This window comes from Tenacibaculum ascidiaceicola (assembly GCF_047470925.1).
Lineage (GTDB): Bacteria > Bacteroidota > Bacteroidia > Flavobacteriales > Flavobacteriaceae > Polaribacter > Polaribacter discolor.
In genome coordinates this window covers 44,025-66,058 of record NZ_JAZKJP010000004.1, presented here as the reverse complement: position 1 = coordinate 66,058, position 22,034 = coordinate 44,025, and the positions used below count along the sequence as shown (strand labels likewise).

Annotated in this window: 16 protein-coding genes; 6 read left to right on the top strand and 10 right to left on the bottom strand. The window is 31.4% G+C overall.

Translation table 11 applies throughout. The features are described 5' to 3' along the window. The first annotated feature begins 48 nt into the window (after positions 1 to 48). The 3 genes from VBY68_RS02150 to VBY68_RS02140 are packed head-to-tail and all read left to right on the top strand — an operon-like array spanning position 49 to position 2,145. Entirely contained in the window at positions 49 to 783 is a 735-nt protein-coding gene (locus VBY68_RS02150; RefSeq protein ID WP_099214550.1) for a hypothetical protein, read from the top strand. Then, a complete protein-coding gene (locus tag VBY68_RS02145; RefSeq protein ID WP_099214551.1) occupies positions 761 to 1,588 on the top strand; it encodes a DUF3822 family protein in 828 nt (275 codons plus the stop codon). Before VBY68_RS02150 ends, VBY68_RS02145 begins: the two co-directional genes overlap by 23 nt. Next, the gene (locus tag VBY68_RS02140; protein WP_099214552.1) at positions 1,588 to 2,145 is read left to right on the top strand and encodes an RsmD family RNA methyltransferase; all 558 of its coding nucleotides are present in this window, start codon (positions 1,588 to 1,590) and stop codon (positions 2,143 to 2,145) included. Before VBY68_RS02145 ends, VBY68_RS02140 begins: the two co-directional genes overlap by 1 nt. 72 nt (positions 2,146 to 2,217) lie before the next feature. Here VBY68_RS02140 and VBY68_RS02135 read toward each other — a convergent pair whose 3' ends face one another. Further along, positions 2,218 to 3,057 (bottom strand): hypothetical protein, encoded by an 840-nt coding sequence (locus VBY68_RS02135; RefSeq protein ID WP_415268731.1) that lies wholly within the window; start codon positions 3,055 to 3,057, stop codon positions 2,218 to 2,220. Between the two features lie 224 nt (positions 3,058 to 3,281). Further along, positions 3,282 to 7,295 (bottom strand): PKD domain-containing protein, encoded by a 4,014-nt coding sequence (locus VBY68_RS02130; RefSeq protein WP_415268730.1) that lies wholly within the window; start codon positions 7,293 to 7,295, stop codon positions 3,282 to 3,284. Positions 7,296 to 7,537: 242 nt separating this feature from the next. Here VBY68_RS02130 and VBY68_RS02125 point away from each other — a divergent pair, with 242 nt between their 5' ends. After that, positions 7,538 to 9,661, top strand: coding sequence for a response regulator (locus VBY68_RS02125; RefSeq protein ID WP_415268729.1), 2,124 nt, complete (start codon positions 7,538 to 7,540; stop codon positions 9,659 to 9,661). 24 nt (positions 9,662 to 9,685) lie between these two features. Here VBY68_RS02125 and VBY68_RS02120 read toward each other — a convergent pair whose 3' ends face one another. After that, positions 9,686 to 11,308 carry an ABC-F family ATP-binding cassette domain-containing protein gene (locus VBY68_RS02120; protein ID WP_099214557.1) on the bottom strand — a complete coding sequence of 541 codons (1,623 nt, stop codon included), beginning with the start codon at positions 11,306 to 11,308 and terminating at the stop codon, positions 9,686 to 9,688. A 177-nt stretch (positions 11,309 to 11,485) separates the two neighbouring features. On the opposite strand from VBY68_RS02120, the gene VBY68_RS02115 reads away from it, so the two are divergent. Continuing rightward, positions 11,486 to 12,844, top strand: a complete 1,359-nt coding sequence (locus VBY68_RS02115) for a hypothetical protein (RefSeq protein ID WP_415268728.1) — start codon at positions 11,486 to 11,488, stop codon at positions 12,842 to 12,844. Positions 12,845 to 12,969: 125 nt separating this feature from the next. Continuing rightward, on the top strand, positions 12,970 to 14,769 hold the full coding sequence (locus tag VBY68_RS02110) for a DEAD/DEAH box helicase (RefSeq protein ID WP_415268727.1): 1,800 nt from the start codon (positions 12,970 to 12,972) through the stop codon (positions 14,767 to 14,769). A gap of 71 nt (positions 14,770 to 14,840) precedes the next feature. Here VBY68_RS02110 and VBY68_RS02105 read toward each other — a convergent pair whose 3' ends face one another. The 7 genes from VBY68_RS02105 to VBY68_RS02075 all read right to left on the bottom strand — a co-directional run bounded on the left by VBY68_RS02105 (position 14,841) and on the right by VBY68_RS02075 (position 21,916). Beyond that, complete coding sequence (locus VBY68_RS02105; protein WP_099214560.1) at positions 14,841 to 15,671, bottom strand: prohibitin family protein; 831 nt, start codon at positions 15,669 to 15,671, stop codon at positions 14,841 to 14,843. 37 nt (positions 15,672 to 15,708) lie between these two features. After that, a complete protein-coding gene (locus VBY68_RS02100; RefSeq protein ID WP_415268726.1) occupies positions 15,709 to 16,611 on the bottom strand; it encodes a cation diffusion facilitator family transporter in 903 nt (300 codons plus the stop codon). 68 nt (positions 16,612 to 16,679) lie between these two features. Then, positions 16,680 to 18,833 carry a TonB-dependent receptor gene (locus VBY68_RS02095; RefSeq protein ID WP_415268725.1) on the bottom strand — a complete coding sequence of 718 codons (2,154 nt, stop codon included), beginning with the start codon at positions 18,831 to 18,833 and terminating at the stop codon, positions 16,680 to 16,682. Positions 18,834 to 18,942: 109 nt separating this feature from the next. Next, positions 18,943 to 19,281, bottom strand: a complete 339-nt coding sequence (locus VBY68_RS02090) for a hypothetical protein (RefSeq protein ID WP_415268724.1) — start codon at positions 19,279 to 19,281, stop codon at positions 18,943 to 18,945. A 33-nt stretch (positions 19,282 to 19,314) separates the two neighbouring features. Beyond that, positions 19,315 to 19,713, bottom strand: coding sequence for an acyl-CoA thioesterase (locus VBY68_RS02085; protein WP_099214563.1), 399 nt, complete (start codon positions 19,711 to 19,713; stop codon positions 19,315 to 19,317). 5 nt (positions 19,714 to 19,718) lie between these two features. After that, positions 19,719 to 19,898 carry a CPXCG motif-containing cysteine-rich protein gene (locus VBY68_RS02080; RefSeq protein ID WP_047790511.1) on the bottom strand — a complete coding sequence of 60 codons (180 nt, stop codon included), beginning with the start codon at positions 19,896 to 19,898 and terminating at the stop codon, positions 19,719 to 19,721. Continuing rightward, positions 19,898 to 21,916 (bottom strand): VWA domain-containing protein, encoded by a 2,019-nt coding sequence (locus VBY68_RS02075; protein ID WP_415268723.1) that lies wholly within the window; start codon positions 21,914 to 21,916, stop codon positions 19,898 to 19,900. Before VBY68_RS02075 ends, VBY68_RS02080 begins: the two co-directional genes overlap by 1 nt. Between the last annotated feature and the right edge of the window lie 118 nt (positions 21,917 to 22,034).

Below are 22,034 nucleotides of genomic sequence, written 5' to 3'. Positions count from 1 at the left end.
GAAAAAAAATTGTAGATTTGCGAATATCATACATTAAAAATTAAAAAAATGAGTTTATTATTAATGATTTTAGCAGCTGTTGTAGTTGCAGTTCTTTTAGCATTACTTGTTGTTAAGTTTGTTCCTCTAAAAATGAGATGGTTAGTCTCTTTATTATTATTAGGAGCAACTGTCTTTTTAGTATATAAAATTTATAATGGTGTTATGGAGCCTATCAATTTTAACAAAGACAAGAGAGTACGTTATGCTAAGGTTATTAAGAATTTAAAGTTGATTCGAGACGCTGAAGTAAAATATAAAGAAGTTTACGGAACATATACTGATAATAAAGACACTTTACTTACCTTTATTAAAAATGGTCAATTAGCTATTACTGAAACTAAAAACGTTGAAAAAACAATTGAATTAGGTGGAGGTATTACTAAAGACATATCTGTTAAAGTTATTGATACAGTTGGGTATGAGCCTGTTTTAAAATATTTCGAAGGTAAAGAGTATTCTACCATGTTTGAGGTACCTGGTACTAAAGAGCAATTTGAATTAGCTACTGGTAGAGTTGAAAAAGTTGCTGGTTTAGAAGTTCCTGTTTTTGAAGCTAAAGTTTCTAAGAAGCCTATTTTAACAGGAATGAATCCTTCTTTAATAAAACAAGAATTAGAAGCTATTGAAACAGACCAAATTAAAGGTGAATTTGTTTCTGTTGGTTCTTTAACTGAAGTAACTGTAGGTGGTAACTGGCCTCCTTATTACGATAAAGGTGATGCAATTGCAAAAAAAGAGTAAAAAAAATAGCGCTTTTGCGCAGCATAAAAGTCTATCCATCCAATTTAGTTTGGATGGATTTTCTTTTTGTATTTCAAACTCAGAAACTAAAGAACCTCTTCTTTTTACTGAGTACACCTTCTCTAGCGCTACTCCTTCTCCTGAACTCTTATTAGAGGAAATAATCCGTGTTTTTGACACAGACAAAGACTTACAACAAGATTTTATATCTGTTTTTGCTATTCATCAAAATAATTTGGCCACATTGGTTCCCAACAAGCTTTTTGATAGAAATAACTTAGTCCCTTATTTAAAGTATGATGTAAAAACGTTAAAAACAGACTTTATTACTTATGATTTACATAATGTTATAGCTGCTAATACGGTTTATATACCTTATGTAAATATTAACAATTATCTTTTTCAAAACTTTGGTGAGTTTGAGTATAAACACCATTCAACAGTTTTAATTGATAAACTACTTACTTATTCTGAAAACGACTCTGAAGAACAATTTTTTGTGCATGTTTCTTCTTCTCATTTAGATATTGTCGTTTGCAAAGAAGGTAAACTATTGTTTTACAACTCATTTTCTTACAATACAAAAGAAGATTTCATCTATTACATTCTTTTTACTGCTGAACAGTTACAAATGGATCCTAACACCTTTCAGTTAACTTTTATTGGTGATATTGAAAAAGAATCAGATACATACTCTATTACTTACACATACGTTCGAAATATTCATTTTATGAATCCTGTGAATAGCTTTTTTGCAGATAGTGAAGACTTTTCGAACCATTCTAATTTTATACTTATAGCCTAATGCGAATTATTTCTGGAAAATATAAAAGTAAAAGAATTACAGCTCCTAAAAATTTACCTGTACGTCCTACAACTGATATGGCAAAGGAGTCTTTATTTAATATTTTAAATAACTTCTATTACTTTGAAAACATTTCAGTATTAGATTTATTTTCTGGAACTGGAAATATTAGTTACGAATTTGCCTCAAGAGGAACACAAAGTATTTATGCTGTTGATGCTCATTATGCTTGCATAAAATTCATTAATCAAACAGCTAAAGATTTAGGCATGGAAATCAATAGCTATAAAAGTGACGTATATAAGTTTTTAGAAAAAACACCTCTTAAAACAGATGTTATTTTTGCTGATCCTCCTTATGACTTTGAAGAAAGTCAGTTTTTAAAAATTGCTGATATTATTTTTGATCGCGGTTTATTGAATGAAGATGGTCTTTTAATTATTGAACACTCTAAACATACAGACTTATCTCAACACCCTTTTTATAGCTATGAAAAACGTTACGGAGGTAATGTTTTTAGCTTTTTTGAAATCGTTGAGAATGACGAAGAAGAATAAAACATTCTATAAAAAAGGGAGCTAATTAGCTCCCTTTTTTATTACTCTATTATTTAAATACATACTGCATTATTATAAAACGGTATTAAGTTTTAATTGCTCTTCATACATTTTTCTTGTTTTATCATCCATTTGAGATACATTATCGTATGCTACTGGCTCTGTTAATTTACTTTCAGAAGAATCAAGAATTTTATAGCTTGTTTTTTCATTAAAATATTCTATTACTCCTGTTGCATACTTAATATTCCAGACACTGGTTAGTGCATAAATCTTTCCTGGCTTTAGAGTGTATTCATCTTCTATAGACTGGCTCCAAATTCTAGTTATTGAGTTTTCATACTTCTGAGTAAATGAGTCCTCTATTTTTGACTTAAATCCTGCAGAAACTTCTGTACTAACTCCTGCTGGATCATCTTTTCCTCCAATCCAGCCTCCAATTTTTCCATTGATGCTAAATTCAGAGCTTTCGCTATGTGATTTTGAAAAAGAAGACGATTGTGAAAAAGCTGTTTGAAATGTTGTTTTAATAGTCCTTTTTACAGTTTCATTAAAATTTCTTAAATCAAAAAAGTAATATACTCTCACATTCTCTCCTTCTATTTTTTCTCCTGTTGGTTTTAATTCAGCCTTTTGTAAAAAGTGCCCTTTATCACTGCTCCAATTCACATAAAAATCATCTGTCATATTGTAAATAGTACCTGGTTCTATAATTACAGGAAGCCCTATTCCTTCTTTTTTCCAGACTCTAACTTTAACTGTTGGATAAGAATCATCTCTAAGCTCTCCTATACTTCCTTCATTAATATCAATCTCCATTCCTGGGATTGTACCTAAATATGGTTTTCCATCTGTAGTTTTATAGAACCCTACTCTAATGTTTGCTCCTGTTAATACATTTTTAAATCTCATTTTTTTTCTGTTTTTAAGTTATGTGTTAATTGATTAAATTTTATACTAGGAGTTACCAAAAAGAAATTGATAAAACCTCATTTTACAAATATTAACAATATCATAATCAATATTGTGTCAACCATACTCACCATTACATCAAATAGGTTATATAACTAAAAAACACCTTATTTAAATAAGGTGCTTTTTGTTTCACTAGTTATTTTCTAACTACTTTATGATAATTAATAGATAATATAAACCCAACCTTTTAAGTTTCTTGAATTTTCTTCTATTGTAAGCATATAAAAATAGACCCCTGCAGGTAATCTTTTTCCTTGGTTTTTACTTATACCATTCCAATCGTTTTGATAATTATAAGAATGGTAAACTCTGTTTCCCCATCTATTATAGATTTCTAATTTATTGTTTGGGTAGTTATGTAAACCTTCTACCACAAATACATCATTTACTCCATCACCATTAGGAGAAAACCCATTATATACTGACAATTCTGATGAGTCACATACATCACCTATTCCATTATTATCCAAATCCTTTTGATCAGGATTTGACATTCTTGGACAATTATCATTTATATTTAATACTCCATCACCATCTATATCATTATCACATACATCTGCTATCGAGTCATTATCTAAATCATCTGATATAAAAGTTACAACAGCTTCTTCAGAACTCGACAAACCATTGGAGTCAATAACTGTTAAAGTAACCGTATAGTCTGTTAAATTCGGACAGTTAAAGTTTGTTTGACTTAAACTCATACTTGCTATTCCTGATGCATCATAAGATCCATCATCTATATCTTCTGGATTAATAATAGCGTTTCCATTACTATCTAAGCTAACTACAATATCTTTTGTTATAGTTATTGGTGGGGTAACATCTTCTACAGTTACAGTTGCTGTGCAAGTATTTGTATTTTCGTTGGTATCTTCAACAGTTAAGGCTACCGTATTAATTCCCACATTAGTAGAATCAAAAGTTGTTTTGTCTATACTTATTGAAGCTATTCCACAAGCATCTGAACTACCATTATTAATATCAGTAGCTGTAATAGTTACAAATCCTGAAGCGTCTAACGGCACTGTAATATCTTGACAAATTGCCTCGGGTGGAGTTACATCTTCTATGGTTACTGTTGCTGCGCAACTATTAGTATTTCCATTGGTATCTTCAACAGTTAAGGTTACTATATTTATTCCTACACTACTACAATCAAAAGTTGTTTTATCTAAACTCATTGAAGCTATCCCGCAAGTGTCTGTACTACCATTATCAATATCAGCAGCCGTTATTGTTGCAATTCCTGAAGCGTCTAATTGTACCGTAATATCTTGACAAATTGCCTCGGGTGGAGTTACATCTTCTACGATTACATTAGCCGCACATGTATTGGTATTTCCATTGGTATCTTCAACAGTTAAGATTACATTATTTACGCCTACATTGGTACAATCGAACGTTGTTTTGTCTAAACTCATTAAAGCTATTCCACAAGTATCGTTACTACCATTATTAATATCAGCAGCTGTAATAGTTACAAATCCTGAAGCGTCTAACGGCACTGTGATATCTTGACAAATCGCCTCGGGTGGAGTTACATCTTCTACGGTTACTATAGCCGTAGCTGTGTTATTATTACCACTTGTGTCTGTTACTGTTAATGTTACCGTATTATCACCAACTTCTGAGCAATTAAAAGAAGTTTTATCTAAACTCATGGAGGCTACCTCGCAATTGTCATAAGAGCCATTATCTATATCAGCAGCAGTTATCGTTGCAACTCCTGAAGCATCTAACGGTACTGTTACATTCTGGATTAAGACCATAGGTGCTATAGTTTCTGTAGTGTTTATATATGCTTTTTTTATAATTGTTTTACTACATCCGTCAATATCAGAAACTGTTAAACTCACATCAAAAACACCTACTGTTGTATATGTATGTTTAGGATTTGTTTCATTACTCGTAGTACCATCTCCAAAATCCCAAAACCAGTCGGATGATGGACCATAAAAAACAGTATTATCAGTAAAACTAACTGTTAAAGGTGTACAGCCAGTTGTTACGTCTGAAGAAAAATCAGGAGTGAGACCTATAACTTGTATAAAATTTGCTTTAGTATCTGTTCTTGTAAATCCTGTTATAGCCGTTTTTATAGTTAAACTTACATTATATACTCCTGCTGATTCGTAGGTATGAGTAGGGTTTTGTTCGGTAGAAGTATTACCATCCCCAAAATTCCATAACCATTCTCCCACCGTATCATTTCCTTCTATTGTAGATTCATCTGTAAAGTTTACCGTAAAGGGACCACAACCCAAAGTATCATCTACACTAAATTGAGCTTTTGGAATTACTATTTTTATTAAACTTGTTGCTTTGTCAACACACCCATTTATGGTATCTCTTACTGTAAGGTTTACCGTATAATCTCCTGCAGCAGTATATGTATGTATTGGGTTTTGCGCTGTTGAAGTATTTCCATTACCAAATTCCCAAAACCATAAATCCGGCAACGTTGATTGATCTGTAAAGAATACAGTATGTGGTGTTGCTTGCCCTCTTGTAGGGTTAGCAACAAACCTAGCTTTTGGTGATTGTACATTAAAGGATTTAGTTATAGAATTTGTTTCTCCAATGACATCAGTTACTTTTAATGATATTGTAAAGTTACCTAAGTCAGCGTAACTATGAGTTGGGCTTTGTTCGGTAGAAGTTGTGCCATCTCCAAAATCCCATTCCCAACTTACAATAGCTCCATTAGGAGACGAAGAATTGTCTGTAAAAGTAACTACATTACCAATACAATATCCTCCTGAAATTGTAAAATCTGCCAATACTCCATCATACTCGTAAGCACCAATATCTATGGTGTTACCAAACAAACGCGGGTTGCCGGTTAAATCTGTATCGTTATTTAGGTCTCCCCCGACATCGGTATATAATGTATTGCTACCGGCGTTAATCGCAGGACTACTCAGTTTTAAAGTATAATCTCCGTTAGCAGGGTCTGTAAAAATGTCTTCGGCTGTAAGCCCTGTAGCATCGATATTGCCGTTAGCGGTATTAGTGTTGTCTTGTATTAAAGAATAATTTGGTGTGTAAAGAAGACCTATGTTAAATATCGTTCCCCAAACAATACTGTTATTTATCGTTAGCGAAGACTCATATTCATTATGTATCCCATCGCCAGAATTCGCTGTGTTTCCTACGATGGTTACATTGGTTAAGCTGGAAGAGGAATAAAAATAATTATATATTCCGCCGCCATAATTTGCTGTATTTCCAACAATCGCCACATTGGTTAAGCTCAGAGAGGAATATTGACTATTATATATCCCGCCGCCATAATTTGCTGTATTTCCGGTGATGGTTATATTGGTTAAATTTGGTGAAGAAGAAGCATTATACATCCCGCCACCATAACCTGCTGCTGTGTTTCCGGTGATGGTTACATTGGTTAAACTTGAAGAAGAAGAAAAAGCATTATACATCCCGCCACCATAATCTCTTCTGATACTATTTGCGTTGACAGCTATACTACTAACATTATCATTAGCATTTCCGCCGGTGATGGTAAAACCGTCTAGCAGGGCTGCACCCACATTACCGGCATCCACTACCACGTGATATACATTATCACTAAGATCATTAAGCCCCCCTATATCACCACTTAAAATTGTAGCGTTTCCGGCAAGACTAAGATCACGATCGCTAAGATTGACTTCACTCCCAGCAAAACCTCCGTACAATTGTACGTTATTCACCATTACAAAAGCGTTATCGCGGTTGCCGTTGGTGGTATAGTTCCCGTCGGCCGCATTATATAAAGGCTTGTAAACTCCTTTGGCAACAAAAACCTGTAAGCTATCATTTTGTAACCAATTATTGTCTGCATCATGCTGGGTTCTTGCCCATAGCAAAGCATCGGCAAGCTCGGGTACGGCATTCGCCCAAGAGTCACCCGAACCATCGCCACCACTTACGTTTTTATTGACATACAAAATGTTGTTGGTATCTGGGGTAATTGGAGTTAGCTCACTTTCATAATAAAGTCCGACATTAATTCTGTAAGCATTCAAATAATTATATTTTGAAAGTGCTTTTTTATTATTCGTTTTTGTAAAGCTAGTTAATTCAAAATTTGAACCCTTTTTTTCTTCTTTTATAGACTTTGCTATACCTAAATAACTTAATAATAAAAATATGTATAATAATTTTAATTTCATATTCTACTTTCTTTCTGTTGAAACTCTAAAAATAAATTGATAATAAAAGTTTCGATTATGGTTCAAAAAAGAATTGACCTAACATGACTCATTAACCGAATTGCAAACATAAATTTTCTCTGAGTCAATATTACTTCAATTACACTCACTATTGTGTCAAACATTCTAAAACACTGGTAACAAATCATAAAAAAGATGTTGTTTATAGATAGATTAATATATTTGACCTTTTAATTATTCTAATGGGGGAAATAGCTAAACTTTATACTAACATAACTAATATTGGTGTAACAGATAAACTTTCTAAATTAGAAATGAAGAGGGTTCGTTTACTTAATATCTTTATTTCTAATTGGTTTTTAATTGAACTTATTTTAATCACAGAAGACACTCTGAAAAAGGGAATTTATTCACTTCCTGTTTTAATACATATAGGTAGTATAACAGGGTTGTTGGTTACCTTATTTTTACAATACAAACGTAAATTTATGGTAGCACGTATTTTATTTTTCTCGTTAATTCTATACAGTAATTTTATGTTCTGTAATTTTGCTGAAAGAGGTGGTTATATTGAATACTTTTACATTGTTGTACCTGTATTTCTCTTACTTTTTACCAATAACAAATACTTACTTTATAGTGTTTTTATTATTTCTTACTTGCTTTTTGTTATTCCAATACATATTTTTCCTATTTATCCGGAAGGTACATTTGGTTCTCCTGTACTTATTTTAATTCAATTCATTATTTTCTTTTTTTTAGTACAGTACTTTAAAAATGCCAATATTAAAAGTGAGGAAACTCTAGAGAACCAACGAAAACAGCTGGAAGAACTAAATGAATTTCAATCTCAGTTTTTCATCAATGTTTCTCATGAAATCAGAACTCCTCTTACCTTAATTAAAGGTGAAATAGACCAATTAGAACTTCTAAAGGGATCCGCATACGAAAAAGAAGGTTTTGATATTAAAAACCGCCTAAACAAACAGGTTAATAAAATTAAAAACATAGTTGACGATGTGCTTGATTTAGCCAAAATGAAGGAAGCTAATTTTAAAATATCACCTACTCCCTACTTAATAAATAAGTTAATTGATAAACTCTATACCTCTTTTGAACCTTTATGCAACCAAAAAGACATTGTTTTAACTGTTAAAAAAGAAAAAGATGAGTGCTGGGTATTATCTGACATTATTTTTTTAGAAAGAGCGTTAAATAACATTATTCTCAATGCTATTAAATACACTCCTAAAAAAGGAAACATTACAGTTTCTTTAAACAAGCTAAACGAACAAATTATTATCTCTATCAAAGACTCTGGTATAGGAATTTCTGAAAAAAATATTAAACTCATTTATAACCGTTTTTATCAAGTAAAAAATGATATTAATAAAGCTGGGGGTAGCGGTATAGGCTTAGCTTTTAGCAAAGAAATTATTGAGCTACACCAAGGAAACTTAACTGTAAAAAGTGAATTGGGTAAAGGCAGCACATTTATAATCTCTTTACCAGAAACAACTAAAATTGACAAAGAAATACAACATGAAAAACCCTCAAAAAAGAATGCACATAAAAGTACTTTAATTTCTAAAGACAAAATTAAACAACCTACATCAGGTCACTATAGAATTCTTATTGTTGATGATAATTTTGAAATGCGAGCTTATTTAAAGAGGATTCTAAGCAATTACACTTGTTTTGAAGCTGAAAATGGAGAAGAAGCTTTAGATTTTCTTTCTAAAGAAAAAATTGACTTTGTTATTACCGATTATATGATGCCTGTAATGAATGGTTTAGCTTTGATAGAAAAAATTAAGGCAAAGAAAATAAATGTTCCTATTTTAATGCTTACAGCCCGTACTGAAACTAAAAGTAAATTAGAAGTTCTACGATTAGGTATTGATGATTATTTAAATAAACCTTTTGAAAAAGATGAGTTACTTATTCGAATACAAAATGCCTTAAACAATAGCATAAACAGAACAACCTATATTAAAGAAAATACTATTAAAAAGGAAGAATTGAATGAAAGTGATTTATGGATAAAAAAAGTAGAAGAGTTTATTAACAAGCAATGCTCTGATCCAAACATGACACAAGAAGATATTGCTCTACATCTCAATACTTCAAGAAGTTCTTTAAATAGAAAAATAAAAGCAGCTACCGGGTTAACCCCTAATCAATTTATTACAGAAATTAAATTACAAAAGGCTCGAAGTATTGTAGAACAAAATCCTTCTGTATTATTAAAAACATTAGCCTTGGAAGTAGGTTACCTACATTCAACACATTTTTCTAAAATATATAAACAACGTTTTGGGGTGCTTCCTCTAAATAAAAGCACAATAAAAAAGGGAGCTAATTAGCTCCCTTTTTTATATCTTATAATTTTAAGAGTACATTTTCTCTCTTAACTCTTTTACTTTAGGATCATCTAAATACTCATCAAAAGTAGCGTATTTATCAATAATACCCTTAGGTGTAATTTCAATAACTCTGTTCGCTACTGTTTGTGCAAACTCGTGGTCATGTGTAGTAAACAACACAGTTCCTTTAAAGTTAATTAAAGAGTTATTCAGTGCTTGAATAGATTCTAAGTCTAAGTGGTTTGTTGGTTCATCTAACATTAAAATGTTAGCTCTAGTCATCATCATACGAGATAGCATACAACGTACTTTCTCACCTCCTGATAATACATTACTTTTCTTTAAGGCTTCTTCTCCAGAAAAAATCATTTTCCCTAAGAATCCTCTTAAAAACACTTCCTCTCTCTCCTCTTCAGTTTGTGCATATTGACGTAACCAATCTACTAAGTTTAAATCTCCATTTTGAAAATACGAAGAGTTATCTGCCGGTAAATAAGACTGTGTAGTAGTTACACCCCAACTATATTTCCCTGCATCTGGCTCTTCATTTCCTGAAATTACTTGATAAAAAGCTGTAGTTGCTTTAGAGTTTTTAGAAATAACAGCTACTTTATCTCCTCTATTTAGGTTAAGATCTACTTTAGAGAATAATAATTCGCCTTCTGCATCTTTTTTAGAAAGACCTTCAATATTTAAAATTTGATCTCCCGCCTCTCTATCTCTTTCAAAAATAATTGCTGGGTAACGACGTGAAGATGGCTTAATTTCATCTACATTTAATTTCTCGATCATTTTCTTACGAGAAGTCGCTTGTTTAGATTTTGCAACGTTAGCAGAAAAACGACGAATAAACTCTTCTAATTCTTTCTTTTTATCTTCTGCCTTTTTATTTTGTTGCGCTCTTTGTTTAGCTGCTAATTGAGATGACTCATACCAGAATGTATAGTTTCCTGAATAGTGGTTTATCTTCCCAAAATCAATATCAGAAATATGTGTACAAACAGCATCTAAAAAGTGACGGTCGTGAGATACTACAATTACAGTATTATCATAATTTGCCAAGAAGTTTTCTAACCAAGCAATGGTTTCGAAGTCCAAGTCGTTCGTAGGCTCATCCATAATTAATACATCAGGATTACCAAATAACGCTTGTGCTAATAACACACGTACTTTCTTTTTAGAGTCTAATTCTGCTAATAAAGTATAATGATCTTCTTCTTTAATACCTAAGTTAGATAATAAACTTGCTGCAGAAGCATCGGCGTTCCAACCATCCATTTCTTCAAAACGAACTTGTAATTCTCCTATTTTCTCTGCATTTTCATCAGAATAATCTGCATACAAAGCATCTATTTCTGACTTTATTTTATGTAGTTCTTTATTTCCCATTAACACAGTTTCTAAGGCAGTATACTCATCAAAAGCATAGTGATCCTGTGTTAATACAGACATTCTTTTTCCTGGTTCTAAATGAACTTGACCAGAAGTAGGTTCTTGTTTTCCTGATAAAATCTTTAAAAATGTAGATTTCCCTGCTCCATTTGCTCCGATAATTCCGTAGCAATTTCCTTGTGTAAACTTAGTGTTTACTTCATCAAACAAAACACGTTTTCCAAACTGAACTGATAAATTAGAAACTGATAACATGTATATTTTTTTTAATTCCGTGCAAAAGTATAAAAACTAAAGACTATAAAAGAATTTGCATGAAAGTTTTTAACATCTTACTTTTGGCTCGTTTTAATTCTTTTTAACAACGAATTAACAGCCTAATATTAAAGAGTTATCTATTTTTGAACTCTAATATTTAGGGTAATTTAAATCATGATTAAGTATTTTATACCTCTCATATTAATTCTATTTATTGGATGTAACGAGTCTAATAAAAATAAGCCTACCTATTTTGGGGGTAAAATCATCAATCCTAAATGTGACTTCGTTGTGTTATCTGATAATTACAACTTTAACGATACTATTCCTCTTAGTAAGAATAATACATTTTTAGGAAGCTACGATAAATTTAAAGAGGGTCTATATATTTTTCACCATGGTAATGAACTTCAGTATGTGTACATGCAACCTTCTGATAGTTTATTAATTAGATTAAATACTTGGGATTTTGACGAATCTCTTGTTTTTAGTGGTGTTAATGCTGAACGAAATAATCTATTAATTGAGTCTTTTTTACAGTACGAGCAAGACTATAAAAACTCATCTAAATATCTTTCATTACCAAAAAAGGAATTTTTAGCTAAAATAGATTCTATGAAATCTATAAAAAGTGCTACTCTTGAGAGCTATAAAACTCGTAGCAATGATGCTTCAGGCTTTGTAGATATTTTAAATATTTCTTTAAATTTTCCTTTGTATGCAAAGCTAGAAGAGTATGCTATACAAAGTTTAAAGAAAGAAACATCAGAGAAAATTAATAATTCTTACTTTGATTATCGCAAAAGTGCTCCAATAAATAAAGACTCTTTAATGTTCTATGGACCATATTATAGGTTTATTATTAAGAAAATACAAAATGATGCTTACTTAAAAGATAATGGAGTAAAAACAGAGAAATTCACACAAAATTTACTGCAAGCTATTGATGAAAATGTAAAGCTTGAAACTGTTAAAAATAAAATGCTGTATAATGCTGTTATTCGCAACTTTTATGAAGAACCTAGCAGTGAAATGAAAAGTGAAGCTTTTTTTACATTTTTCAAGTTAAATACTAATAACGAGCATAAAAAAAATGTTCAACGTTTAATTAATGATTTAAAAATATTAAATAAAGGAGAACGATTACCTTCTTTTAAATTAATTGCAGCAGATGGTGAACTTAAAGATTTCTCTAGTATTTCTAAGAATAAAAACACTGTTGTTTTATTAAAAAACTATCAATACGCTTCAGATGATTGGGTATCTTCACGTTTCAATTACTTAGTTAAGAAAAACCCTGACGTTAACTTTGTATTGGTTAACCTATGTGATTCTTCTAAAAGGTTTACTAAAAATGTAGATGTAAAGTATCAATACACCATACCAAGTGAAAGCGCTGTGTGTAATTTTACAACTAGTAAATTTCCTCGTATGATTTTAGTTGATAAATACGGAATTATTCAAAATGGTTATACTAGTTTATCTGCTAATGATATAAACTTAGAAATCAGTAATTTACAAAAAACGAAATAGTTAACCTCTATTCATTTTATTTAGTGTACTTTTGCACCGTCCAAAAAAAATCGTACTAAACGATTTAATTAATATTAATTATAGAATTCGCGGAGGGGCATCTGTGGGTTCTCTAAAAACACAGTATGTCAACATTTTTAGATTTAGGTTTGCAAGAACCTATCAATAAGGCGTTAACCGATCTAGGTTATGAAAAGCCAACAGTAATTCAAGAAAAAGCAATTCCACAAATAATTTCTTCAAAAGAAGATTTAAAAGCATTTGCACAAACAGGTACAGGTAAAACTGCAGCCTTTAGTTTGCCTATTATAGAGCTTATAGATCAAACGAACGTAAGCACACAAGCAATTATCTTATCTCCTACTCGTGAACTGGCAGTTCAAATAGGAAAAAACATTGAAGATTTTTCAAAATATTTACCAAACCTGAAAGTAGCAACTGTATATGGTGGTGCTAATATTGATGAACAAATTAGAAAACTTAAAAAAGGTGTTCAAATAGTTGTAGGTACTCCTGGTAGAACTGTAGACTTAATTAAAAGAAGAGCCTTAAAGTTAGGAAACATACAATGGTTAGTTCTTGATGAAGCAGATGAAATGCTTAATATGGGATTCAAAGATGAATTAGACCAAGTATTAGATGCAACACCAGATAGCAAACAAACTTTATTATTCTCTGCTACATTTCCAAGAGAAGTTGAGGCTATTGCAAAAAACTACATGACTAACCCTGTTGAAATAACTTCAGGACAAAAGAATCAAGGTTCAGATAATGTAAGTCATGAATATTATTTAGTAAACGAAAAAACTCGTTATCCTGCTTTAAAAAGAGTAGCTGATTTAAATCCTGATATTTACGGAATCGTTTTCTGTAGAACACGTAGAGAAACGCAAGAAGTAGCCAATAATCTTATTAGAGATGGTTATAATGCTGATTCTTTACATGGTGACTTATCGCAAGCTCAACGTGACTCTGTAATGGAGAAGTTTCGTAAAAAGAACATTCAAATACTAGTAGCTACTGATGTTGCTGCTCGTGGATTAGATGTTAATAACTTAACACACGTTATTAACCATAAATTACCAGATCAAATTGAAAACTATAACCACCGTAGTGGAAGAACTGGTAGAGCTGGTAATAAAGGAATCTCTATTGCTTTAGTTAGTAAAAAAGAACAAGGTAGATTACGTCCTATTGAACGTATTATAAAAAAACAATTTGTTCACACTCCTATTCCTTCTGGTAAAGAAATATGTCAAAATCAATTATTTCATTTAATTGATAAAGTTCATAATACTGAAGTAAATACGGATCAGATTGAAGGTTTTTTACCTGGTATTTATGAAAAATTAGAAGACTTAACTCGTGAAGAGTTAATTCAAAAATTTGTATCATTAGAATTCAACACTTTCTTATCATACTACGAGAATGCTGCTGATTTAAATAATTTATCATCAAAAGATAACTCAAGAGGTCGTTCTTCTAGTGAGAATATGACACGTTTCTTCATCAATTTAGGAAGAAAAGATCGTTTAAATCCTGCCAAATTAATTGGTTTAATCAACGATCAAAACATTGGTGATAAGATTGAAATTGGTGCTATAGACATCTTAGATACTTTTTCTTTCTTTGAAATCGATAAAAATTTCGAAAAAGAAACTTTAGATGCTTTTGCTGCTAACGACCCTGATTTTAATGGGCGATCAGTAAATATTGAAATTACTAAAAACGACCGTAGTGGCGGTGGTGGAAGAAAACCACGCAGAAGCAGTGGTGGTGGATTCAATGGTAAAAAACGTAGAAGCGATAGACCTTCTTCTGACAACAAAAAAAGTTTTGGTAGAAGACGTAGTGAAAATAGTTCTTCTAGAAGAAGTGATAACAAACCTGCTGCTGGTTTTGGTAGAAAGCGCAGAAGAGATTAAAATATAAACAAATCACAATAAAAAAAGCAGCTCAATTGAGCTGCTTTTTTATATAAGACTATTTTATTTTCTTACTGATTTCCTAAAATAATTGGCATTCCACTTTTTCCAGAACCAATAATAACCACTTTACTATTGTTAGAATTTGCTAATCTATTGGTAGCTTCGATACCTTTATCCTGCAAAATTTTATCTGTTAATGAAGCACTTAAAATTCTATTTGCATCAGCTTTACCTTTTGCTTCAATAATTTGCTTTTCTGCTTCTTTTTGAGCCGTAACTAATCTAAATTCATACTCTAATGACTCTTGCTCTTGCTTTAGCTTACGTTCAATTGCTTCTTTAATAGTTGATGGTAACGTTACATCTCTAACTAAAATTTCATTTAACTGAACATATTGCTTTTCTAATATCTTCTTTGTCTCTATAAATATTTCATCTTGAATAGCATCCCTTTTACTTGAATACAATTGTTCAGGTGTATAACGGCCTACTACACTACGCGCTGCTGAACGAATTGCTGGCTGAATTACACGTTGTAAATAATTTTCACCTAGTGTTTGATGTAAGTTTCCTAAATCTTTATAAACTGGTTGATACCAAGCTGATGCATCTATTTGAATTTCTAATCCGTTAGATGACAATACTTTCATTTTTTCAAAAAGTTCTTGTTGTCTTACCTCATATACATGTACTTTATTCCAAGGAGCAACCACATGAAAACCTTCTCCTAATGGTGGTTCATCTGTAACAACTCCTCCTCCAAACGTTTTATACAACACTCCTGCTTCTCCTGAATTAATTGTTACAGTTGATTTTGCTATGAAAATTATTAGAACTACAACTACTGGAATTAACAATCCAAATTTTGGAAACTTTAACTCTACTTGATTTCTTGTCATTTTTTTTTATGTTTTATACTCAAATGTACAATTAAATTTATGAACCGCAGTTTTCATAATCGCATTCTTGTGATGCAAACTCAAGCTCAAGAGTAATATGTTCTAAGTGAAATTCATCATGCAAAACTCGCTTAACTTCTTGCTTTATTTGATGATTTTTTTCCCAAGATAATTTGCTGTTTTTTATTACTAAATGAGCTGTAAACACGTTATACTGGCCGTCCATCGTCCATAAATGACAATCGTGAATACTTTCTACCTCTTCTATAGAAACTATTCTTTGTTGAACTTCTTCTACAGAAACATTTTCAGGAGTTCCTTGCAATATAACTCTAAGGCTCTCTTTAATGTTTTTATACACATTATACAGCACAAAACCAGCAATAGCAATAGATAAGACTGGATCTAAAACCGGAACGTCCCAAAACTGCATTACAATACTTGCTAGTAGTACTACTACCCAACCTAACACGTCTTCTAATAAATGTAATGAAACTACTCGCTCGTTAATTGAGGTTCCTTTTTTTAATTTTAATACAGCAGCCCCATTTACTATAATTCCTAAAACAGCCAACCACATCATTCCTTTAGCATCTGCATTTTCTGGATTAATAATTCTAGGAATCGCCTCTTTTATTATAAATACCGAACCAATAACTAGTACTATTGAATTAATTACAGCTCCTAAAAGAGAGAACCTTTTATACCCGTATGAATATTTCTTATTTGCTCTTTTTGTCGATTTTTTTTGAAAATACCAAGACAACCCCAAGCTTAAACTATCTCCTAAATCATGCAAGGCATCTGACATAATTGCCAAACTATTGGTATAAAAACCTCCTATAAATTCAATAATTGTAAATGCTAAATTCAAGAAAAAGGCAACGGCTATATTCTCTGTAGAACTTCCGTGTGAATGATGGTGATGGTTGTGTCCCATGTTTTTATTAATTGACTTTAAATGTATAAAAAAGATGCAAAAAAGAGGAGTTAAAACTCCTCTTTCTCTTATAACTTAACTAAGATACCAGCGTTGAAAATAAATCCGTCTGTTGGTGCCCAAATATCTGTAAAAGAAGGATCGTTATGTGGTGCTTCTATCATATCTTGATAGTTTTGTTGTTTGGTATCTGTAAAATTTTCAAAATTTGCATACAAACTAACCTTACCAAACGTTCTCATTGCCATAAAGCCCATTGTCCAATAATCAGGAGTTTCTGTTAAGTTGTTTCTCAACTGAGAACTCTTGTAATAAGCTTCATAACCTATTCGCCACTTATCATGTACTTCATACATTAATACTCCTCCAAAACTATGCTTTGGTGTTAATGCTTTTTGATTATTATCAATTTCAACATTGTTATAAGCATAATTCGTAAAAAGTATAAAATCTTTGTATTTCAACTTTAAATTGGTTTCAGCTCCATAACTATTTAGTGAACTGCTAGCATTTATAAATTCATAATTCGTCCCGTTCTCTTCCAATAAAAGAGAGTTTTTCAACTGTGTGTAAAACACTAATTGATTAAAAGATAATGACACATTATCATTAAATATTCTTGTTTTATAATTTACATCTGCATTAAATCCAATAGAAGTTTCCGCTTCAAAATCAGTCAGGTTAATTGGCATTACATTTTGATACGAGCGTAATTCAGCATCTTCTGTAAAGATTGTAGGAATTTTATAACCTAAACCTCCTCCTATCCTACTTGAAATCTTTTCATCATATTTAATAAACAATGAAGCTCTAGGCAGTACAAATGTTCCATAATGATCATTATAATCTGTTCGTAAACCACTTTCCAGCGTTAAATTGTTTGAAAGTCGCCAGTTATTTTGAGTAAACCCTCCAAAGGTAAATTGCTTGTAACTTCTATCTAAATCTGTTGTTGGGTTTTCTATAAAGTTTTCAGTTATGATGTTCCCTCCAAAAACCCAATCAGAAGTAAGGTTGTATAAGTTATATGTTGCTTCAGTAAAAGTAGCCCACTGCTTTCCATCAAATTCATAATCTGGTAAGGTTAAATTTCTTTTAAAATAGCTTACACTGTTTTTAAAATGAAAGCTTTTATCTTCTGAAATATCATTAGAATATGACAATTGTGTTGAATAACGTTCCGATTTGTTTTCTTCAAAAAAACTATGATCAGGAGTCATATTTCCTGCTATTACATCAGTATCTCCACCTATTCGATTCTCTATAGTTGTCCCAAAATTCAAGCGCCATTCTTCTTTTTCATTCGGGTAATAAAATAACGACGGATTAATACTAAAACTTCTAACTTTTGGAATATCAGAAAAATGATCATCGTTTACATCGGTTGCTTCTTGTCTGTTTGCTGAACCATACAAAGTAATTCCAAATTTATTAAAACGTTCACTATAAAAAGCATTTATGGTGCTTCCGTTACGTGAAGTTTGATCGAACATTAGGCTAACTTCTCGTTTGTCTTTTGGCTTTTTTGACACTAAGTTTACCAAACCTGCAATAGCTCCTCCTCCATATAAGGTTGATGAACTTCCTTTAATAATTTCTACTTGTTGTAAATCTAACGGTGGAATTTGCATAATACTCAATCCACTAGAGAATCCTCCAAATAAAGGAAATCCGTCTTTTAGTAATTGCGTAAATCGCCCATCTAACCCTTGAATACGTATACTTTGATTGGCTGAGTTTGCAGATGTTTGCTGCATTTGTATCCCTGTACTTTCACGTAAAACCATGGCTATATTTGCTGAATTCATAATCGCTTTCTCACCCAATTCTTCAGCTCCTACTACCTCTATTCTAGTCGGAATTTCAGCAATTGCTCTTTTACTTCTTGTTGATTGAATTACAACCGCTTCTAAAGTTTCTTCATCTTCGTGAAGCTCTATCACAAATTGTTTCTTTGTTGTTGGAAAGGTTATGACTTTTTCAACCGTTTCAAACCCCATAAACGATACTACAAAAGTTTGCTTCCCGTCAGGGATATTATTGATAATTGCAATTCCGTCTAAATTAGTTTCTTCTCCTAATGTGGTGTTTTTTATATATACTGATGCACCAATAACTGGTTCTTTTTCATCAGAAATCACTTTAAATTCTACTGAATTTTGCGCGTTTATTTGAATAGCAGATAGTACCATAACTACCGCTAACACTATATTTTTTAACATGTGTTTCTTTTAAATTAATTATATGTTTTTGTAAGCTGACAACTTTTTAATAAAAAAGATGCAAGAACTACTTTCGTATATCTTCGAAAGCAAACCGAGAATAATTAATTTAAAATTTTGGTGGCTGAAAAATAGCCGACAAGTATGAATTGTAGTATGTGTTTTGATAGAAGTTAATACTATTTCTTATTTCTAAAAAAATAGGAATATCAAAACTATAATCGGTTGGTATAAAATCTGCTGTAACAGTAATTACGTTACAATGATGGTGATGTTCTTTGTTTTTTTCTTCTTCAGTATCATGTAGATGATGCTCATCTTGATGATCTTCATTTAACACATCGTGATGTACTTCTGATTCAGCAACAAAAACCACAGCATCAGTATGTGCCTGTAAAGGAGGCACAACTAATAATAAGGTTAATAATATGATGATACTGTTTTTCACGAATACTGTTTAGGGTTACAAAATTATAAAAATTTATGAATCTTCATTATCCAATCTATCTTTAACATACTCAATTTTTGTCTTACCATGTGCAAAAGGCTTCCCTTCTTCATCTAAACTCACCATGATAATTTTATCAATTGCAATAATTGTTTTTCGGGTTATTTTGTTACGAACCTCACAACTTAAGGTGATAGACGTTGTACCAAACTTTACTACATCAATTCCTATTTCTACAATATCTCCTTGCTTTGCTGAACTAACAAAATTTATTTCAGACATAAACTTGGTTACTGTTTTTGGAATTTCTAACTGAATAATAGCATATAACGCTACTTCCTCATCAATCCATTGTAATAATCGTCCTCCGAAAAGTGTTCCGTTAGGATTTAAATCTTCTGGTTTTACCCATTTACGTGTGTGAAATCTCATCGTATTTATTGTTCTATATTTTTAGCTTCAAAAGCTACTAAATCGTTATTTACAAAGGTAAATGTTATTTGTATAGGATTGCAACATACCTCACAATCTTCTACATAGGTTTCAGATGTACTAGCATCCAGCAACATGGAAATTTCTTCCCAACAATGCGGACATTGAAAAAAGTGTTCATACATCATATTTTACCATAATATTTTCTAACAAACCATTCTATTGACAATAAAACTATAATTAGTAATAACAACCATTTCCAATCAACTAAACTTTGTTTTTTGGTAATAGACTTTTGTGTGGTATAAAAAGATGCATCTTCTTGTATCTTTTTTAGTAAATCGTCAACTTTATCTGCATAAACAATTGCTCCATCTGTTTTTAACGCTAGCTGTTCTAATTTCTTAAAATTGGCATTGGTAAACTGCTCTTCTATCTGATAATCTTCAATTTTAAACCTACCTGAACTACTTATATTTTGGTTCTTTACTGTTACTGTATATGAATATTCACCTGAGGCTAATCCTTCAACAGCAACTTGATACGAGTTGTTAAATAACGAAAACGGAATACTCTTTTTAGCTTTTGTTTCTAAATTAGTAACTGTTAACTCTAAAGATGCTCTGCTATCAAATTGGTAGTTTTTATCAACATAAAAAGCACTTATGGTTATGGGCTCATTAGCTGCATACAAACGTTGTGCTTTTACATCTAAACGCCTTCTCTTTTTAGTGGATGCTAAATACTGAACCAAATTTCCTACAAACGTGTCAAAACTTTCAAAATTTTTCTCTTTTAAATAACTGGCTGCTCTCCATTTCCAAATACCCTCACCAAATAGTACTGCATACTTTTTATCATTCTCTTCAAAGGTTGATAATAACGGTTGAGTGGTTTCTACCCCTGCATACTTCTGATACAACAAACTTTGAGACTCTTTTTTAGTCTGTACTTCTCCAAACTTGTCTTTTAGTGGTGGAAATTGACCAAAACCTATATCCTCTTGGTAAAAAGTTAGAAAATCTGGATTGTAAATAGCTGTATATTCTTCTTTTTGATTGATTACTCTTTTTTGAATTCCTAAACCTTGACTATTCAAAAAGTTCCAATCTGTTTTAGTTCCTGAAACCAGTAAAAAGTTAGATTGTATTTTTTCTAAAGTGGTTTTAAAATAACTGTTAGGTTGATACAAAACAAAAAACTGATACGCATCTAAGTTTATATTCTTATCCTGTATCAAAGCAATGTCTACTTTGCGTTGTTTATTGCTCTCTATCGCTTTTTTCAGCGCTCCTAAATCTGGATGTAAAAAAGAACTTAATAGTAAAACTTTGGTTTGCTCATCTAAAACTTCTACTGAAAAGCTTTTATAATTGTTCTTCGTGTTTTTTTCATTCGCTATACTACTTATCGACGCTGTGTAATAGTGTACTCCTTTGGTATTAGACACTAAATTGGCTGTAACAGTTTGCACAGGATTTTCTGGTGAAAAGCGCACTCTTTTAGAAAAAACTCTGCTCCCGTTTTTTACGATTGAAAAAGTAGTATTCACCGTTTCTTTTCCCTCATAATACAACAATGCTTCAACTGGAAACTTATTCTTTACATAGCTATACTTATTCACATTTAACTGCGAAATTTGAATATCTTGATACTTAATAGTATCACCTATAACTACAGGAAATACTTTATGCTTTGTTGATGAAAACTCATAATCATTTCCTTGGGTTTGATTTCCATCGGTTATTAAAATAGTAGCTGCATTTTTATCTTTATTCAATTCATTAACAGCTTCAACTGCTTTTGAAATATCTGTTTGTGTTTCAGCAAAAGATAAACTATCCAACACCTTAATATCATTCCCAAACGAAAAATACTGTACGTCAAATTTATCTTGAAGTTCTTCGTTGTTTTCTACTTTTGATATTAATTTTTGAACCTTTTTTTCTTCTTTAAAAAATTGAGTAGATAACGAATTGTCTGCCAATACAGATAACACAGGTTTTATATTTTCCGTTTCAAGAGTTGTTATCTTCGGATTAATCAATAGCAACCCAATTAAAAAGAGACTCAGTGCCTTTAAGCTAAAAAGTAAGATATGTACTTTCGGAGTTCTATTTACCTTATAGAAATATTGAAAAAAAGCAATGGCTACGCTTATGAATACGGCTAATACAATGTAAATTATAGTTATTGACTCCACTCAGCTTATTTTAGTATGTGAAGATAAAAATATCTAACAAATAAAAAGACCTTTTCTTCTTTTTCATTTATGACTTGAATCATAAAAAACTAGTTATCAGCTACATAATTTTATCAAA

What these genes read in the sequence shown, in the direction of transcription:
- VBY68_RS02150 (WP_099214550.1), top strand. Translation starts at nt 49, where the DNA reads ATGAGTTTATTATTAATGATTTTAGCAGCTGTTGTAGTTGCAGTTCTT.
- VBY68_RS02145 (WP_099214551.1), top strand. Translation starts at nt 761, where the DNA reads ATGCAATTGCAAAAAAAGAGTAAAAAAAATAGCGCTTTTGCGCAGCAT.
- VBY68_RS02140 (WP_099214552.1), top strand. Translation starts at nt 1,588, where the DNA reads ATGCGAATTATTTCTGGAAAATATAAAAGTAAAAGAATTACAGCTCCT.
- VBY68_RS02135 (WP_415268731.1), bottom strand. Translation starts at nt 3,057, where the DNA reads ATGAGATTTAAAAATGTATTAACAGGAGCAAACATTAGAGTAGGGTTC.
- VBY68_RS02130 (WP_415268730.1), bottom strand. Translation starts at nt 7,295, where the DNA reads ATGAAATTAAAATTATTATACATATTTTTATTATTAAGTTATTTAGGT.
- VBY68_RS02125 (WP_415268729.1), top strand. Translation starts at nt 7,538, where the DNA reads ATGGGGGAAATAGCTAAACTTTATACTAACATAACTAATATTGGTGTA.
- VBY68_RS02120 (WP_099214557.1), bottom strand. Translation starts at nt 11,308, where the DNA reads ATGTTATCAGTTTCTAATTTATCAGTTCAGTTTGGAAAACGTGTTTTG.
- VBY68_RS02115 (WP_415268728.1), top strand. Translation starts at nt 11,486, where the DNA reads ATGATTAAGTATTTTATACCTCTCATATTAATTCTATTTATTGGATGT.
- VBY68_RS02110 (WP_415268727.1), top strand. Translation starts at nt 12,970, where the DNA reads ATGTCAACATTTTTAGATTTAGGTTTGCAAGAACCTATCAATAAGGCG.
- VBY68_RS02105 (WP_099214560.1), bottom strand. Translation starts at nt 15,671, where the DNA reads ATGACAAGAAATCAAGTAGAGTTAAAGTTTCCAAAATTTGGATTGTTA.
- VBY68_RS02100 (WP_415268726.1), bottom strand. Translation starts at nt 16,611, where the DNA reads ATGGGACACAACCATCACCATCATTCACACGGAAGTTCTACAGAGAAT.
- VBY68_RS02095 (WP_415268725.1), bottom strand. Translation starts at nt 18,833, where the DNA reads ATGTTAAAAAATATAGTGTTAGCGGTAGTTATGGTACTATCTGCTATT.
- VBY68_RS02085 (WP_099214563.1), bottom strand. Translation starts at nt 19,713, where the DNA reads ATGAGATTTCACACACGTAAATGGGTAAAACCAGAAGATTTAAATCCT.
- VBY68_RS02080 (WP_047790511.1), bottom strand. Translation starts at nt 19,898, where the DNA reads ATGTATGAACACTTTTTTCAATGTCCGCATTGTTGGGAAGAAATTTCC.